Origin of the sequence: Christiangramia crocea, from assembly GCF_022410465.1 — a bacterium.
Lineage (GTDB): Bacteria > Bacteroidota > Bacteroidia > Flavobacteriales > Flavobacteriaceae > Christiangramia > Christiangramia crocea.
The window spans coordinates 1-14,839 of the sequence record NZ_JAJSON010000014.1 but is presented as its reverse complement, the minus strand read 5'-3'; the positions used below and the strand labels follow the sequence as shown (position 1 = coordinate 14,839).

The 14,839-nt window shown below is 37.0% G+C and carries 17 protein-coding genes and 1 tRNA gene; 14 read left to right on the top strand and 4 right to left on the bottom strand.

The genetic code is table 11. The annotated features are described in order from the left end of the window. The first annotated feature begins 191 nt into the window (after window positions 1-191). The 14 genes from LU635_RS05000 (at window position 192) to LU635_RS04935 (ending at window position 13,454) form a co-directional block, all read left to right on the top strand. Window positions 192-2,606, top strand: a complete 2,415-nt coding sequence (locus tag LU635_RS05000) for a fibronectin type III domain-containing protein (protein ID WP_240096846.1) — start codon at window positions 192-194, stop codon at window positions 2,604-2,606. Beyond that, window positions 2,606-3,877 carry a hypothetical protein gene (locus LU635_RS04995; RefSeq protein WP_240096844.1) on the top strand — a complete coding sequence of 424 codons (1,272 nt, stop codon included), beginning with the start codon at window positions 2,606-2,608 and terminating at the stop codon, window positions 3,875-3,877. Before LU635_RS05000 ends, LU635_RS04995 begins: the two co-directional genes overlap by 1 nt. A 25-nt stretch (window positions 3,878-3,902) precedes the next feature. Continuing rightward, window positions 3,903-4,235 (top strand): hypothetical protein, encoded by a 333-nt coding sequence (locus LU635_RS04990; RefSeq protein WP_240096842.1) that lies wholly within the window; start codon window positions 3,903-3,905, stop codon window positions 4,233-4,235. Continuing rightward, complete coding sequence (locus LU635_RS04985) at window positions 4,232-6,421, top strand: cadherin-like domain-containing protein (protein ID WP_240096840.1); 2,190 nt, start codon at window positions 4,232-4,234, stop codon at window positions 6,419-6,421. Before LU635_RS04990 ends, LU635_RS04985 begins: the two co-directional genes overlap by 4 nt. Beyond that, the gene (locus LU635_RS04980; RefSeq protein WP_240096838.1) at window positions 6,421-7,689 is read left to right on the top strand and encodes a fibronectin type III domain-containing protein; all 1,269 of its coding nucleotides are present in this window, start codon (window positions 6,421-6,423) and stop codon (window positions 7,687-7,689) included. Before LU635_RS04985 ends, LU635_RS04980 begins: the two co-directional genes overlap by 1 nt. 115 nt (window positions 7,690-7,804) lie before the next feature. Next, window positions 7,805-8,671 (top strand): M12 family metallopeptidase, encoded by an 867-nt coding sequence (locus LU635_RS04975; protein ID WP_240096836.1) that lies wholly within the window; start codon window positions 7,805-7,807, stop codon window positions 8,669-8,671. Then, the gene (locus tag LU635_RS04970; protein ID WP_240096833.1) at window positions 8,661-9,101 is read left to right on the top strand and encodes a hypothetical protein; all 441 of its coding nucleotides are present in this window, start codon (window positions 8,661-8,663) and stop codon (window positions 9,099-9,101) included. The genes LU635_RS04975 and LU635_RS04970 overlap by 11 nt, the downstream gene beginning before the upstream one ends. Beyond that, entirely contained in the window at window positions 9,098-9,625 is a 528-nt protein-coding gene (locus LU635_RS04965) for a hypothetical protein (RefSeq protein WP_240096831.1), read from the top strand. Before LU635_RS04970 ends, LU635_RS04965 begins: the two co-directional genes overlap by 4 nt. 33 nt (window positions 9,626-9,658) lie before the next feature. Beyond that, on the top strand, window positions 9,659-10,198 hold the full coding sequence (locus tag LU635_RS04960) for a hypothetical protein (protein ID WP_240096829.1): 540 nt from the start codon (window positions 9,659-9,661) through the stop codon (window positions 10,196-10,198). Continuing rightward, window positions 10,195-10,566 carry a YcbK family protein gene (locus tag LU635_RS04955; RefSeq protein WP_240096827.1) on the top strand — a complete coding sequence of 124 codons (372 nt, stop codon included), beginning with the start codon at window positions 10,195-10,197 and terminating at the stop codon, window positions 10,564-10,566. The genes LU635_RS04960 and LU635_RS04955 overlap by 4 nt, the downstream gene beginning before the upstream one ends. A gap of 264 nt (window positions 10,567-10,830) precedes the next feature. Beyond that, window positions 10,831-12,033 (top strand): hypothetical protein, encoded by a 1,203-nt coding sequence (locus LU635_RS04950; RefSeq protein ID WP_240096825.1) that lies wholly within the window; start codon window positions 10,831-10,833, stop codon window positions 12,031-12,033. A gap of 225 nt (window positions 12,034-12,258) precedes the next feature. Next, a complete protein-coding gene (locus LU635_RS04945; protein ID WP_240096823.1) occupies window positions 12,259-12,567 on the top strand; it encodes a hypothetical protein in 309 nt (102 codons plus the stop codon). Continuing rightward, window positions 12,564-12,740, top strand: coding sequence for a hypothetical protein (locus LU635_RS04940; protein ID WP_240096821.1), 177 nt, complete (start codon window positions 12,564-12,566; stop codon window positions 12,738-12,740). Before LU635_RS04945 ends, LU635_RS04940 begins: the two co-directional genes overlap by 4 nt. 207 nt (window positions 12,741-12,947) lie before the next feature. Continuing rightward, window positions 12,948-13,454 carry a hypothetical protein gene (locus LU635_RS04935; protein ID WP_240096819.1) on the top strand — a complete coding sequence of 169 codons (507 nt, stop codon included), beginning with the start codon at window positions 12,948-12,950 and terminating at the stop codon, window positions 13,452-13,454. A gap of 83 nt (window positions 13,455-13,537) precedes the next feature. Here LU635_RS04935 and LU635_RS04930 read toward each other — a convergent pair whose 3' ends face one another. The 4 genes from LU635_RS04930 to LU635_RS04915 form a co-directional block, all read right to left on the bottom strand. Continuing rightward, window positions 13,538-13,681 (bottom strand): hypothetical protein, encoded by a 144-nt coding sequence (locus LU635_RS04930; protein WP_240096817.1) that lies wholly within the window; start codon window positions 13,679-13,681, stop codon window positions 13,538-13,540. A 3-nt stretch (window positions 13,682-13,684) separates the two neighbouring features. Continuing rightward, window positions 13,685-14,056, bottom strand: coding sequence for a hypothetical protein (locus tag LU635_RS04925; RefSeq protein WP_240096815.1), 372 nt, complete (start codon window positions 14,054-14,056; stop codon window positions 13,685-13,687). A gap of 8 nt (window positions 14,057-14,064) precedes the next feature. Continuing rightward, the gene (locus LU635_RS04920; RefSeq protein WP_240096813.1) at window positions 14,065-14,418 is read right to left on the bottom strand and encodes a hypothetical protein; all 354 of its coding nucleotides are present in this window, start codon (window positions 14,416-14,418) and stop codon (window positions 14,065-14,067) included. A gap of 189 nt (window positions 14,419-14,607) precedes the next feature. Next, window positions 14,608-14,691 (bottom strand) — tRNA-Leu (locus tag LU635_RS04915). Window positions 14,692-14,839 lie beyond the last annotated feature (148 nt).

The following is a 14,839-nucleotide window of genomic DNA, read 5'->3' as shown; positions in this document are numbered from 1 at the left end:
ATTAATTCCTTTGAGTTAGGTGCAAAAGAATCTTTAGGTTTTCGATTGAAAACATATTTATAAAAAAGCCAGGTCAGCATTATAAAGCCTAGAGTATAAAGCATTTAGTAAATATACGAAAATGTTAAATAAGTAAAACTTTTTGTCCTTATTTTAATTTAGTCTAAATAAAAATAGTAAATTTGATATAAATGAACGAAGCACTAGAACTACTGCTCCAGATCATCGAAAACTCTAAAGACGGGGGGGAGCTTCCTATTCTTAATACCTTAGCAAGTAACAAGTCTTTTTTAGTCTGGGATCCGGACGTATCTAAGTTTAAGTTGATCTCTAAAAGTGCTATTACCTTCACAGGTGAGCCGCCAAGCAAAACAACTGATTTAACGGATTTTCCAGATTCCCTGTTAGGGCAAAAAGGGAAAATTGCCAAGATTAAAGAAGATGAATCAGGATGGGAGTTTGTGGTTTTAGCAGATGTAACCGGAGTTACTCAAACAGAACTAAACACTGCCATTGAAGGAGCAAATGCCTACGCTGAAAGTCTTTTAGGTGGTCAGGCTTCCCCAACTCGTATTGATTCCTGGGTATTAGGTTATGATTCAGGATTAACCTTTAATCCTACGTTTAACTTTACGGTTGACGGGGTTTCTTATAGTGATTCCAGACAAATCACGTTAGCTGCTGCTGACCCAACAAATCCTAGAAAAGACACCTTTGTAGTTAATATACAAACGGAACAAATAGAGGTATTAACAGGTATACCGTCACCCAACCCGGCAGAACCTGATGTTGATTTCTCTATTTACCTTAAAGGGGCGACAGTAGACATACCAGCCGGAGCAACCACCCCGGCAAATATCAATATCAAAACCCTTTATGATGAAAACTTAGGAACAGCCGGAGGGGAAACAGATACTTCAGGAGGTGTAGATTTTGATTTTGATAATACAGAAAACCCATCTTCAGGAACTAAAGCTATTAAAGTAGTAGGAGAGCTTTCAGTAAGCCAAGCTATTGTGCTTAGTTTAGGAACAGATTTACCTATTGCCGATGCAAAAGAAATTCAGTTAGATATACAAAATATAACTGCCGGGGGTAATTTCCATGTCACATTACTTGGAAAGAAATCTAACGGGAGAACAGAGAGTTATATACTGCCTACCCCAACAGGATTTGATCCTGCTAATATTACAAGTTACCAGACAATCACACAAAGCATATCTACTAATCAGTTAGTAAGTATTTATGCGGTTCAGATTGTGAATGACGTAGCTGGTTTTAAATTTTATTTAGATAAAGTCAGATTCTTGGGGGGGGAAGGAACAAGCGCACCCACCGGGGATTATGTGACCCGAACAGAATTTAACACCTTAGATTCAGAAGTAGTAAAAAGCGTATCAGTAAACGGCGGCACACCTGTAACACCTGACCCTTCAGGGAATGTAGATTTGACGGTTTCAGAAGCAGGCGGTTCATCAACCACAGAAGAAACCGGAACTACAATTAATTTCACACAAGATCACATATATAATAAATCAGCCCCTATAAGTGGAAATATTACAATAGACCCTACAGGGGCGGTTTTAGGAACTACGGTTGTAGTGTATGTAAACGCTAGTGCAGAACCAACAATTTCAGGGGCAAATAATATATTTCAGTCAGGGAGATTTCAGGCTGCTAAATTGTGCGCTTGGTGGTTCTACTGGCGAGGGGATGGTTACAGTTTAAATAAAACCGTTGATAATAGACCTCAAATTGCAACCCCGGAGAATTTTACAGGTTCTGTTGTTTCTGAAACCGAAGTAAGTCTTTCATGGGATGCCGTTACAGGTGCTAATAATTATATTCTTTACAGGTCGACTTCAAATGATTTTACAACGGCTTCAGAAATTTACTCAGGAGGTACTAATAGTTATTCTGATACAGGATTAACCGCTGATACTCTTTATTATTATTGGTTACTTGCTCAAGGCTCATTAAATGCAGATAGTGATTTAGCCACAACAAGCGTCACCACCAGTATTCCATTGCTTTCTGATACGTTCACAGGAACTACTATTGATACTGGTAAATGGACAGTTTATGGAAGTGGTACTGATATAAGTGTAACACAGAATGATGAATTAATATTCACAGATTTAAATACTAAAACAACAGGAGTAACGGAGGCCGGGCTTGATTCTGTATTAACAGTTAATACAGCATCAGGATTAAGAGTATTGAAATTCGATGTTTCTAAAAATCCTGTAAACGATACTTTCTATGGTATTCAATTTAAAATAGCAAATACGAATGATTTAATTAGACTGCAATCTGATCCAGATCCGAGCCTTGTAAGGTTCGCTATTAAAAAGAGTGGAACTTTGACATCTAATGTGTCATTTACAAAATCCATAAATAACAGCTTTAAAATTGTAGTAAACGGAACAACGGCACAGCTTTATATATGGGAAAATTCAGCATGGAGTTTATTAGCAACTGAATCCTGCAATACAAATACCTATTATATCAATATTTTCAGGGCTAATGATACTATTTCTGGAACTGTTGCAAACCTTGATAATTTGCATTTAACCGATTACGATTACTCAACACTTAACCCATAATGCTAGTAGATTATTTCCATAGCCTGACCAGTGATATTTTCGAGAAGCAGATTTTTGAAAATGCAACAGATATGTATTTATCTGGTAATTATGCCCTTTGTACGCCAACATCGGCATGGTATAACGGGGCTACTTATGTAACAGGGTATGAGGATAGTTCAACGAATAACAGTCCGCTAATTGTACAGTATAAAAACGGAGCTATAAAATTTGCAAAGGTTGGAACGACCACGGCTCCCGATCCTTCAGGATTAGAACACCAATGGCCTGCCGTATTGGTTATTGATGGTTTTATTTATGTATTCCAGGTAAATGGTCATGGTGCTCCAATTAATATCTGGAAAAGCAATGTAGCTGAAAGTATAGAAGATGGGTTTACTTTATTTCATACTATAACAGGGGGGTCTTTTGGATATGTAAGCACAAGATATATAAATAGTAGAATAGTTATTGCAAGTAGGCAGACCTTTAGTGGCGCAACGAATATGTCACAAGTAATTACTTATAGTGATGTTAATGATTTCACTACATGGACTACTAAAATAACTACCGATGCAGATTATGGAGTAACACAGACAAGGCATTATCCGTCAACACCGTTTTACTACGGTACTAACTCATGGTTTTATTTTGCCGTTAATCTTCGGTATGATTCCAGCAACCCTACAACATTTTTTGCTCAGGCAGTTTACAAAACTCAGGACTTTACAACTTTTTATAATCTTTCAGAAAGTTTTTCTAAAAATATAGATGTTAATGGCGTATTGACTGAAGCGGAGCTGGAAGCGAATTGCATGATAGCAGGAAGTATTTCAAATACAACGGAATACGCAGGTTTCTTTAATGGATTTGTAAAAGATGATGTAATCTACAACAGTTATTTCGATGCAACAAATAGTGTTTGGAAATTTCTAAAAATAGATTCGGGAATTCAAACGGAATATCCTGTAAGTTTTGAAATGAGCAATAACCCAAGAGTAGCTAATATTACCCATTTACAACTGTTTTATAATGGGAGTAATATTGTGGTTTTAGCGCAGCCCGAAGAACAGATTACAGTATTAGGAAACAGACTTATTTATGCGTGTGACCTGAATTTTGAGAACGTTAAGTTTTTCTATCAAATAAATGAAACAGGAGAAACAGATGCGGTAGATAGGGCAATATTGCCCTGGAACTTGAACGACATAACAGGTGAATATATTATAGGGGGTTCAGATTCGCCTGGTAAATTCCCATATATATTGACAGATAACAAATTTTTGATATGAAAACACTACTACTAAATATAAGAACATGGAACAAGTAGATATATATGATTTCAACCCAATAGGTCGGGGTACGTATTTCAAGCCTATGACCTTTCAAATACTTGACGGGGCAAGCAACCCTATTGATATTACTGGGGCAACGCTTACCATGCACGGGAAGAAAGATGCTAATGGTAGTGTAGTGATAGACTTTGCACCCGTTGTTTCTGACGGGGTTAATGGTGAGATTACGATACCGGGTTTTGTTGCTGATTACCCGGTTTACCAATATGTATATGACTTGTTCGTGAGTTTGAATGGTGAGCCTAAGAAATACCTAAAAGGAAAATTTACAATAGCTGAATCTGTATCAATATGAGTGTAATAGTAAACGAAAGCGGGGAAATCGTACAAGTAGTCGTAAAGGAGATTTACGGTTCAGATGGTCAGGACTACCAGGTGGCTGATTTTGCCAACTTCACAGGAGAATTAGACGTTTCAGGTGATTTTCAACCCTATAATGATTACACAGGGGCAGAGATTACTTCATTAACATTAAGCACGGCTAAAAAAAGAGGGGCTACCGGAAACGTAAGAGTTAAAGGCGGTTCTATTGCTACCAATGCCTTAACTAATTTAGGAACGGTATTACCTGCCGGAGCTACTATTAGCACCGATGTAAACCAATGGAATGAAATAGACTACCAATATTTAAGTGATACTCATATACGAATTATTCTAACGGTACTCGATAGTAATTTTCAGCCTGTATATGCTAATCAGCCAGCACCAAGTAATACCGCCCCTGTAACAAGTGCAGATAGTTATTCAGTAGATGAAAACCAAGTCTTAAATGTTGCAGCCCCCGGAGTATTAGCGAATGATACCGATGCAGATGCCGATTCATTAACCGCTATTTTAGTGAGTGATGTAACTAATGGAGTATTAACTTTAAATGCTGATGGTTCATTTACTTACACGCCTAATACTGATTATTTCGGTTCAGATAGCTTTACTTATAAATCTAATGACGGTACAGTAGATGGTAACACGGTAACAGTTAGTATTACTGTGAATGAAGTTACAGCCGGAAACACCGCCCCAACAGATATAACCTTATCCGCTAATTCAGTAGATGAAGATGCGGCCAATGATACGGTAATAGGAACATTCACCACTACCGATACAGAAGGTGGGGCTATGACTTACTCAATAGTTACCCAACAGGTAGCAGGAGCATTTAAAGTAGTTGGAGATCAATTACAAGTAGCCGACACAAACCAAATTGTGTACGCTAATAATACCACACTGACTGTTACCATAAGAACAACTGATAGTGGAGGACTTACGTTTGATGAGCAATTTACAATTACCGTAAATGAAGCAGCCGCCGCAGACACCACAGCACCAACTTTTATCGCTACTTATCCTCAAACGGCTAATGTAGCAGAAACCTCTTTTGATGTTCAGGTACAATTAGACGAACCAGGAACAGCTTATGTGGTAGTAGTTGCAGACGGAGCAGCAGCCCCAACAAGTGCTGAAGTGAAAGCCGGAACAGGCTCAGGAGGAACAGGGCAATTATTTGCAGGAAATGTAGCAGTAGCAGCCGCAAGCACGACCTATACAGTTACAGTAAACTCAGGGGTTTCAGGTTCTACTCCTTATGATGTATATATAGTGGCAGAAGATGATGAGGGAACGCCAAACCTTCAGGCTTCCCCAACTAAAGTTGATGTGACAACTACTGCCGCTTCAGCTTACGAAGCTAAGACAACAGCGTTCATGAACGCAGTAGGTATTCCAGATGATGCAAACGCTTCTATTTATCCAAGTAAGACAAATACTCAAGTATGGCAGGAAGTGGACACCTTTGTTTCTACCCTGAAAACGGCAGGACTGTTAACTAAATCCTTTAAAATTTATCTAAAAATAGGAAGTAATGCTACCCAACAAGCTATTGATTTAATTACCCCTGCTTCTTCAGGAATTTTTGGAGGTACTTGGACACATAATAATAAAGGGGCAGTAGGAAATGGAACAAATACTTATTTTAATTCTGGATTTAACTTTTTTGCTAATGCAGTAAGTGGAAAAAACGATGTAGGAGTTACAGCAGTAGCTAATGCTGTTTCAGCTACCTCAGATACAGATTTTTCGGCTCTTATAGGTGTGGATGAAAACAATGCAGGAAACTATATGGTGCAACTGTTTGTAAAGTGGTTCGGAAGTATTGATAAAGTGACCGCTAGGTTTACAAAAGAAATTATTAGTAATAGTGCAATTACCTCAAAGGGTATTCATACCATGCAGAGGATAAATGATACTTCAAAATATTATAAAGACGGAACGCTAAACACAACAGGAGGTTTAGATGCAGCCGGAGCATTTCCGAATTATAATGCTTATGAAGGTGCTCAAAATAGATTAGGAACAAGTACAATTAACTTCTTAAACGGTACAATCGGAACTACTGTTTACCATAAGAATCTTTCAGATTCAGAAGTGACCACCTTAGTAAATGCAATCAACACTTTAGAAACTAACCTAAGCAGGAATATATAATGAGTTTATTTTATTTCGCCAAATTAGCCGCTTCAAGTTCTGCATATAACTCTGAACCTATTCCTGCACCTAATCAAGTGGGAGATGCGGTATTGACCATTGACGGAAACAGTCTAACCGAGGGAACGGGAACGAATATAGTTCAATACTATCCACGAAAGGTTAAAGATCATTTTGCTAAATCTTTTAATTCTTTATCATTTGCATCTTTTGGAGTGGGCGGTCAGACCCTAGACCAAATGATAGCCGATGCAGCTACACAAATTGACCCGCTTGTAGATGTAAGTAAGTTGAACATTCTAGTATTCTGGGAAACGGTAAACCAAATGTATTCAAGCGGTACGGGGGCAGATCATTTTACCAGAACCCAAAACTATGCACAAGGTAGAAGGGATGCAGGGTATGATTTGATTATTCTGATTACTCCACCATATCTTAAAAAAGATGCTGATGGGGTATTTAGGGGAATTTCAGGAGTAATTACCCCGAATGACCCCGGAGGGTATCACGATAGATTAACGGACTTTGTGAACTTGGTTGAGGGAGCGGATATTAATACAATGCCCTGGGATATTCATATTAATTTAATGGATGCCCCACATATCGGAGGTGGCAGGGATGAAGTAAAAGATAATAATTATTTTGTGGATTCCACGCACAAGACGGATGCAGGATATACCGTTGTGCAGCATTTAGTTATTCGGAAGATTAAGGAACTTTTAAATATAGCCCCTACACAATATGCACCGTCTAATTTAGCGACTTCCAATGTACTTGCAAATAGTTTAGATTTAAGCTGGACTGCCCCTGCTTATCCGGTTTCAGAATATAGAATATATAAAAACGCTAATTTAATAGCCACTTCTAATACGACAAGCAAGAACATAACTAATTTAGTGGAAGGGCAGCCGTATGTGCTTACCGTGGGTGCGGTTTACGCTAATGGGAATGAGCATAAAAGTGATGTGTTATTTGTTAGAACTCCGGGAAGTTCTTTAGTAACTCCTGTTAATTTAAGATTTGATGTTACTACCACAAGTGTTCGACCTTATTGGGAGCGACCTACTGGGGTGAATGTAGATTTTGACTTAGCAACAGACCCCTACTTCACAAATATAGTAGGAACGAGCCAGAATTTTAACGGCAGCAATATAACCATAGCCGGTAAAGATCCCGACACTCTATATTATTTCAGGGTTAAATCCGTGGACGGTGCTAATACTGATAGTGATTATTTAATAGGATATACAAGAACCTTAGCAGCTTAGATATGAAAACACTACTAGAACACCCAGACATGATTCAAGCCTTGATCTTACTTGTGATTTTAGGCGTGACACTATTTATAATCGACCCGAAAGGGTACTTTAAAAGAAGGATAAAATGAAACGATTGATTCTATTATTTACGATACTACTATTCTCATGTAGTACAGATGAACTTGCTTTTGTAGAAGAAATTCAGGAAGCACAGGTTGTACAGGATGTGAAACCCGAACCGGAAGCAGAACCTGAAGCAACTTCTGAAGAAACGGTTGAGGAAACACCGGAAGCAACCCCGGAAACGCAGGAACCCGAACAATACGAACTTGTAGAGGGATTAACACAGGAAGAAGTTCAAGGCATTAAGGATGCTATTGATGCTGCCGAGTGGCCTGCATTATGGCATAAAAAAGAAAATGGCCAAACGATTATCCCTTATTACTTCAGAGCAGAGAAAAGCTATGATTTTGATGCTGAACAGCAAGAATCTATCCGGGAAGCTTTTGCAGAATTCTCAGCACAGACAAATATAGAGTTTCGGGAATACCCTAATGAAGATGCCTTACAGGAATTTAGTTATCAGGGGGTTTCTGTCTTTCCTGCTTTCATGTATGGCTCTACTCATAGAGGTATGAAAGGCGGTATTCAGAATTTCAAAGTGCCGAAAGAAGCAGAAAAAAAAGTAATTCTAGGTATGGCTGCAATACTCGCAGGATTAGAGAATGAAGATCAACGTCCCGATGCCTATGATTATATCACAATCCATTGGGAAAATATATATGAAAGTGCTTTCCCGGTATTTGAACCCGTAGAGGGGTATATTAGTTCAGGTATGTTTGATTTTTACAGTATTACCCGATCACACCCTAAAGCCTTTTCTAAGAATGGAGAATATACCGTTACCCTTCAGAATGGCGTACCATTAACCCCTAGAAATGAACTGAGTATTATAGATATTCTCAGGATAAATTACTTGTATGCAGATTAATTTCAACTACATAAACGTTCCTAAAGAGGAGATAAAAAAGCTAGAGAAAAGCCGAAAGTTTCTCTGTGATTCTATTGGGTCTCGTGATTACTACAAAGTATTTGAAGGTTTCGAGCATCATAAAGAGTTTGTGAATCTTATCAATGGAATTACTGTTAATATCGTGATAGATGATGCGATAAGGGAACTACCGGCTAAATATACTAAAGCAACCAAAACAGTAACAATTACTGCATGGGCTTTGGAAAGATATAGTATTGAAAAACTTGCCGGATATATAGCACATGAAATCACACATGAGTGGTGGTCACATGGTTCGGGAGCATTCGGAAGTTTTGTTATGAGACTTATCGACTTGCTGCCTACAGTAGATGTTAAACCTTCCCTGTTCAAAAGGATCTGGAACTGGATTAAAAACCTGTTTACATGAGATATTTAAAATATATAGGAATCTGTTTACTAGACCTGATATTATATATCCTGGCATTTATCATATTTCCTATTGCCTATGTGATAAAACCGGAAAGCGGTTTCTTTTGGTGGTTTCTCCATAGCGGTAATATGTACGGGTATAGCCATGAAGATAGATGGAAGCACTACGGCAAAAAGAACTTTTTTGTTGCCTATGTATGGAATGTCATTAGAAACTCCCATTGGAATTTCAGGGTGAATGTCTTAAAACCCAGGTTAGGGGAAGCCGAAAAAGTAAAGATCAAAGCAAATACAGTGGACTTTGATACAGACAGACCTATGGAACAACTAGGTATGGAGTTCAGAACATTCGGAAAACCCGGTAAGCAATGGGCAGAATACAGTAAGGGAGGTAGTGATTACTTCCGATGGAGTTCTTGCCGAGAAGTAAACTATTTAGGAATAAAACGTATCCGGTCTATGATGTTCGGTTGGAACAATAAAAGGCCATTATTTAAAATAAGACATAGGAAATTAACATGAACCCAAACGCTTTAAGCGTGTAAAATGACCCCAATGCATACCTTTTTAATCAAACTCAAAACCTTTTTTGTAAAACTATTTTGCAATACCATTTTATCAGTTGACCACACCCAGGATTCAATAGACCGTGCGGAAAGCTTTTTACAATCCCTTAAATACTTTACCCCTCTTGCTTTTATACTTGGAACTTTAAATGCTTGGTATATGGACAATCAGGAATTTGCCTACGCTATGGTAGTTATAGTTTTTATCAATATGATCTTAGGTGCGGTGATGCACTTTAAAACAGGTCAGTTTAAATGGGAGAAACTATTAGTAAAGACAATAACTATGGTAATTGTGATAGGGGTTACTTACATAGTTCTGGAAGTGATTATAAGCTTTGCAGGGGAGGGAATGATCGTTACAGGATTCAGGGCAGCCCTTCAGATTGCCACCTTATTATATCCCGGTGCTAAGATATTAAAGCACGTATTTGTTTTAAGTAATGGAGAATATCCCCCTGAATGGATTATGAGGAAGATATACAACTTCCAGGAGAACGGAGATTTAAAAGAATTTTTAGGAAAATGAGACTATCAGAACATTTTAACTTATCGGAATTTGAGAGCCATGACGGAGCAGAAACGCCTTGCGATGTAAAGGTAAATCTTAAAGAACTGGCTTTGAATTTAGAAGTGCTTAGAGCGCATTTAGACGTTCCCGTTATGGTTAATTCAGGTTATCGAAGCCCTTATCATAATAAGCGTATAGGCGGTGCGCCAAAGTCTCAACATCTCTTAGGTAAGGCAGCCGATATAAGAACGCTTAAATACAGCCCTAGAATGATTCACGCAGCCATTGAACAACTGATAAGCGAGGGTAAAATGAAGCAAGGCGGTTTAGGATTGTATCAAAACTTCGTGCATTACGATATACGAGGAACTAAAGCCCGTTGGTAATGCAATTAACCACCTACCAAATAAAGCGATTAATAGTAGCATTTTTGTCACCCCCCGAAGATAAAAAACCTACTTATGAAAACGACAAACCACAGTAAGCATTGGTTGATCCTGATTGGTATTAGCCTTTTTTCCTTATTAACCTTCTTAATTGGCCTCTTTTTAACGATAATACCTGCGGTTCGTAGTTTTTTTTAGACGTAACCGTTAGACAATCAGATTATTATTCGTATCTTTATAATAATTAGTTAAGCCCCCGTAACTATGGATGAATCGAAACGGGTTACCATAAATGACCCTTCAATTCTAAAGAAGCTTAACCTTGACAAAAATGCCACTAACAGGTATAGATTAAAAGGTGAAACTTTAGAGCAGTATCAGAATCTAGTAGAGGAAAACAATACTTTAACTGATACAAACAACTACACTCCAAAAGGAGGATTTACTGCAGTAGGTGAAGATGGTAAAATGATGGATATTAAAAAATATTGCAGTTATTACGATCTTGATTTTACTAAAGTCAGAAGCTATAAGTTAGTTACTCATACTGCAGTACCTTATTATAATATAGCTTTTTACGAAACTGTTCTCGATACAGATTTAAGTAGTGATGAATTTAAAGATGCTATTGAGAAGGGATTAAGAAAGTTTAAGTACACTAAGAAAACTACTGCAGGAACAGGAACAACCACTATAAAGATTTCTGATTTACATTTTGGGGCATATGTAGAAAACTTACTCAGAACTCAGAATTTTTCTATTGACATTTTAAGGGAAGATTTAAGGTTTGCTGCAGCAAGAATAAACGCTAAGAATCATAAAAAAGTTCATATACATCTTTTAGGGGATCTTATAGAAAGCTTTACAGGTCTTAATCATAAAAATAGCTGGAAAGGAATAGATAAGTTCACAATAGGTAGTAAGGCTGTAATGATGTGTTCACAGGTTTTACATGAAGATTTTCTTTCACAGATTAATAACCTGGATTGTATTAAGATAGTTGCCGGAAACCATGATAGGGTAACTTCGAGTAAAGATGAAGATACTAATGGGGAGGCTGCAGAACTAATTGCATGGGGATTAAGGCTAATGGGCTATAATGTAGAATTTCACCCTTTAGTAATTAAACATATTGTAGATGGTATTTGTCACATATTAATGCATGGAGATAAAGCAATTTCTAAAAAGTCTGCAGAAAAAATATGTTGGGATTATGGAGAACAGGGAATGTTTAACCTGATTTGTTTAGGGCATTTACACGCTACTATTCAAAGCCTAACAATAAAGCAAAGGGATTCTTTTAAAGAGGTAGAAGAAGAATCAGTAGATCATATAAAAATGCATTGTCCTTCAATATTCACCGGGAATCAATTCTCAGAATATTTAGGATTCACAACTAGAAAGGCTATTGTTTCAGTTGAAGATAACGGTAAAGGAATACCAGATATAAATAACCTAGCTCTATAATGGAATATTTCACCCAATCAAACGTACACGATTTAGAGGTAGAATATATAATTGTAAAAGATGGCAAAGCCTAAACATCATTGCGTACTAGCCGAGGATTTATGCGTAGATAAATGCAAGACCCAATGTGCTTTATGTATGCTCTATGATGGAGGGGAATACAGTCAAGAGTTTAAAGAATTTAGAACTAAACAAAAAGAAGATGAGTAACCAAAACAGGTCAATATGATATTTTTAAACATTTTTTTAGTAACCGTTGCAGTTTTATGGCTATGCTTGGAATTTGCAAACTTTATGACTTATGGGGGTTTTATTAATAAATCTACCGAGGAAGCTTTAATGAACCTTAACGAAAGTAAATTAAGATTAAATCCTTTTAATCCTTCTATACTTTCGGGATCACCTTATATCTCAACTCATAATTCTTTGTTTTCAAAATATCATATTGAAGGGTTTGGAGTTGTGCCTAAATGGTCGAAACTTCATAAGAGAATAGAAGAATATTATGCAATAGCAATTCAAAACAATCAATGATGAATAAAAAACACATTTGGCCTTTACTAAGTGCCGCAGCAAGTTTAATAGGTTTTACCGGATTTTGGATCATGGTATTTTCTGAAGGGTACAATTTCTGGAACTACCTGGCTGCATTATTAGGATTTGGAGTATTTGCCTTTATTGCATTTAAACTCTATAAAACAGTTTAGATATGGCTTGGTATTGGATATTATTTATAGTCATTGCCTGTTTAGCGATAGGGGCTTTTATGATGTTCGTACTTATTATGAGCCCCCTTTTTAGGGGTTGGGGTGGAGGAAATAAAAAGACCACCAGAAGACGAATTACTGACTTTTAAGGTGGCCTTATATTTAGTATCTACAAGGCTAATATATAACGTTTAAGGATAAAATACAATGAAAAAAATATATTACATACTTATTGGAATTATCTTAGGCGTTCTGCTTGTTGGTTGCCGTTCTAAAAAGAGCGTTTCAGAAAAGCAGGAAACCGTCCGTATAGATACCGTAAAAGTATATCAGAAAATTACCGATACTATTTTTAAAGATAGGGTCATTACCAAAACCAAGCCCGTATATTTTGAAACGGAAATCCCCTGTGATTCCAACCAGACCGGAAAAGTAGGATCAGGAAACAACTTTACCGAATACCGAATAAAAGACGGAAGGGTATTTATCAAAACAAACATAGATTCTATTAGTAACGTTTGGCAGGAGTATTACCGATCTAAAACCATTAAGGATAGTATTGAGATTAGAAAGGAATTAGAGCAGACGTATTCTAAGGTATCAGAAACTAAGGTTTATGTGTACCCCTGGTGGATATACGCTTTGATTATCGGTTGTATTCTCTTTGCAGGTCTTTGGGTATATCAAAAGTTTTTACTTCCTATTAGGCTGTAGGCTTCTTTTAAGTATTTATAATATTATAGCCTTATATAGCGATAGGAGCAGGATTAGTGGCTACGGGGTATTTGATAGGGAGTTTATAGTTCCTCCATTTGCTTTTTAAATTGATGCTCGCATAACTCCGCTTGATGTGTAAATCCTGCCTTATTTAGAGCTTCAATAAAATCATCAACCTCCATTCCTATAACAAACATTTTAAATTCAAAAGGGAACTGATCCATACTCTATATTTTATCTAAATCGTGAGGGAAAACGAAGTGTTTTTCGTTGTAGATTTCATTGGCTTTTTCTAAACAAGCTTTTTGAGCTTCTTCTCTGCTAACATCTTCTCCAAAATAGTTTTCTTCCTCGGGAAAATATCCGCAAGAAATTCCCCATGTGAAACCTATTAAGCCTTTATTACAATGATAATTTGGATATAAAGCTATATACATGTCTTTATCTAAGCTGTCAAAGAAGTCTAAATAAATGCCCCATTGCATTGAGAAAGGCATATCTTTAAATGTTACTTCGTGTTTATCAAAGTCTTGTTTCACCCAAAGCTCTTTGAATAAAAATTGTTTGAAATCTTCTCTGCAACGTCCTTTTAGCTCCATAAGATTTATCAAATTAGAATTAACTCTTTACCAGTTAATGAGTGATATAAATTCTGCAACTGATGTACATAATATATTTCAGTTCCAACGCTTTCCAAAAAAACACCTTCACCATCCCAATACAACTCAAAACCATTAAAATTAAGCTTCCCTTCATCTTCATTAAACATATCAAATCCTAATCTATCAACCCATTCATGACTTAAAGGTATCGCTTCAAATTTAGTTCCGATAACTTTATTAGCAATATCCCATTGCATTAAGTCGTACTTAGTATATTTCACATCTGAATTCTTATTTAGCTGAGTGCTAACGAACCTGATATAATTACCGAAACGTAAATCTTCTTTTGTTAACTCCATAGTTATTTATTATTAATTCGTGATTCGCGAATTGCAAATTAATCTTCATACAATCCATCTTTTTCATCTTCCTGCATTATTTCAATGAGAAGCTTTTCCTATATACCCAAAGATAAGAAATAAAAAGCAATGTTTACACAAATGTTTACACAAAAAAGTTGTAAAGTGTTGATTTTAAAGGGAAGTAAGTGCCCGAGGCGGGAGTCGAACCCGCACGCCCTAATGGACACATGGCCCTCAACCATGCCTGTCTACCAGTTCCAGCACCCGGGCGAATACATTTTATCTTTTATCGAGCAAAAGCTAAAAGCTTTAGTCAAAAGATCGCTAAAATTGTATCTGGGTTGACACAAAGAATAGTGATCTGGCTGGGGCTCGAACCCAGGACCCTCTCCTTAAAAGGGAGATGCTCTACCAACTG

Excerpts from the sequence above, each read along its gene's own strand:
- LU635_RS04950 (WP_240096825.1), top strand. The coding sequence starts at position 10,831 with ATGGATGAATCGAAACGGGTTACCATAAATGACCCTTCAATTCTAAAG.
- LU635_RS05000 (WP_240096846.1), top strand. The coding sequence starts at position 192 with ATGAACGAAGCACTAGAACTACTGCTCCAGATCATCGAAAACTCTAAA.
- LU635_RS04920 (WP_240096813.1), bottom strand. The coding sequence starts at position 14,418 with ATGGAGTTAACAAAAGAAGATTTACGTTTCGGTAATTATATCAGGTTC.
- LU635_RS04965 (WP_240096831.1), top strand. The coding sequence starts at position 9,098 with ATGAGATATTTAAAATATATAGGAATCTGTTTACTAGACCTGATATTA.
- LU635_RS04940 (WP_240096821.1), top strand. The coding sequence starts at position 12,564 with ATGATGAATAAAAAACACATTTGGCCTTTACTAAGTGCCGCAGCAAGT.
- LU635_RS04960 (WP_240096829.1), top strand. The coding sequence starts at position 9,659 with ATGCATACCTTTTTAATCAAACTCAAAACCTTTTTTGTAAAACTATTT.
- LU635_RS04980 (WP_240096838.1), top strand. The coding sequence starts at position 6,421 with ATGAGTTTATTTTATTTCGCCAAATTAGCCGCTTCAAGTTCTGCATAT.
- LU635_RS04975 (WP_240096836.1), top strand. The coding sequence starts at position 7,805 with ATGAAACGATTGATTCTATTATTTACGATACTACTATTCTCATGTAGT.
- LU635_RS04945 (WP_240096823.1), top strand. The coding sequence starts at position 12,259 with ATGATATTTTTAAACATTTTTTTAGTAACCGTTGCAGTTTTATGGCTA.
- LU635_RS04995 (WP_240096844.1), top strand. The coding sequence starts at position 2,606 with ATGCTAGTAGATTATTTCCATAGCCTGACCAGTGATATTTTCGAGAAG.
- LU635_RS04955 (WP_240096827.1), top strand. The coding sequence starts at position 10,195 with ATGAGACTATCAGAACATTTTAACTTATCGGAATTTGAGAGCCATGAC.
- LU635_RS04970 (WP_240096833.1), top strand. The coding sequence starts at position 8,661 with ATGCAGATTAATTTCAACTACATAAACGTTCCTAAAGAGGAGATAAAA.
- LU635_RS04930 (WP_240096817.1), bottom strand. The coding sequence starts at position 13,681 with ATGGATCAGTTCCCTTTTGAATTTAAAATGTTTGTTATAGGAATGGAG.
- LU635_RS04935 (WP_240096819.1), top strand. The coding sequence starts at position 12,948 with ATGAAAAAAATATATTACATACTTATTGGAATTATCTTAGGCGTTCTG.
- LU635_RS04990 (WP_240096842.1), top strand. The coding sequence starts at position 3,903 with ATGGAACAAGTAGATATATATGATTTCAACCCAATAGGTCGGGGTACG.
- LU635_RS04925 (WP_240096815.1), bottom strand. The coding sequence starts at position 14,056 with ATGGAGCTAAAAGGACGTTGCAGAGAAGATTTCAAACAATTTTTATTC.
- LU635_RS04985 (WP_240096840.1), top strand. The coding sequence starts at position 4,232 with ATGAGTGTAATAGTAAACGAAAGCGGGGAAATCGTACAAGTAGTCGTA.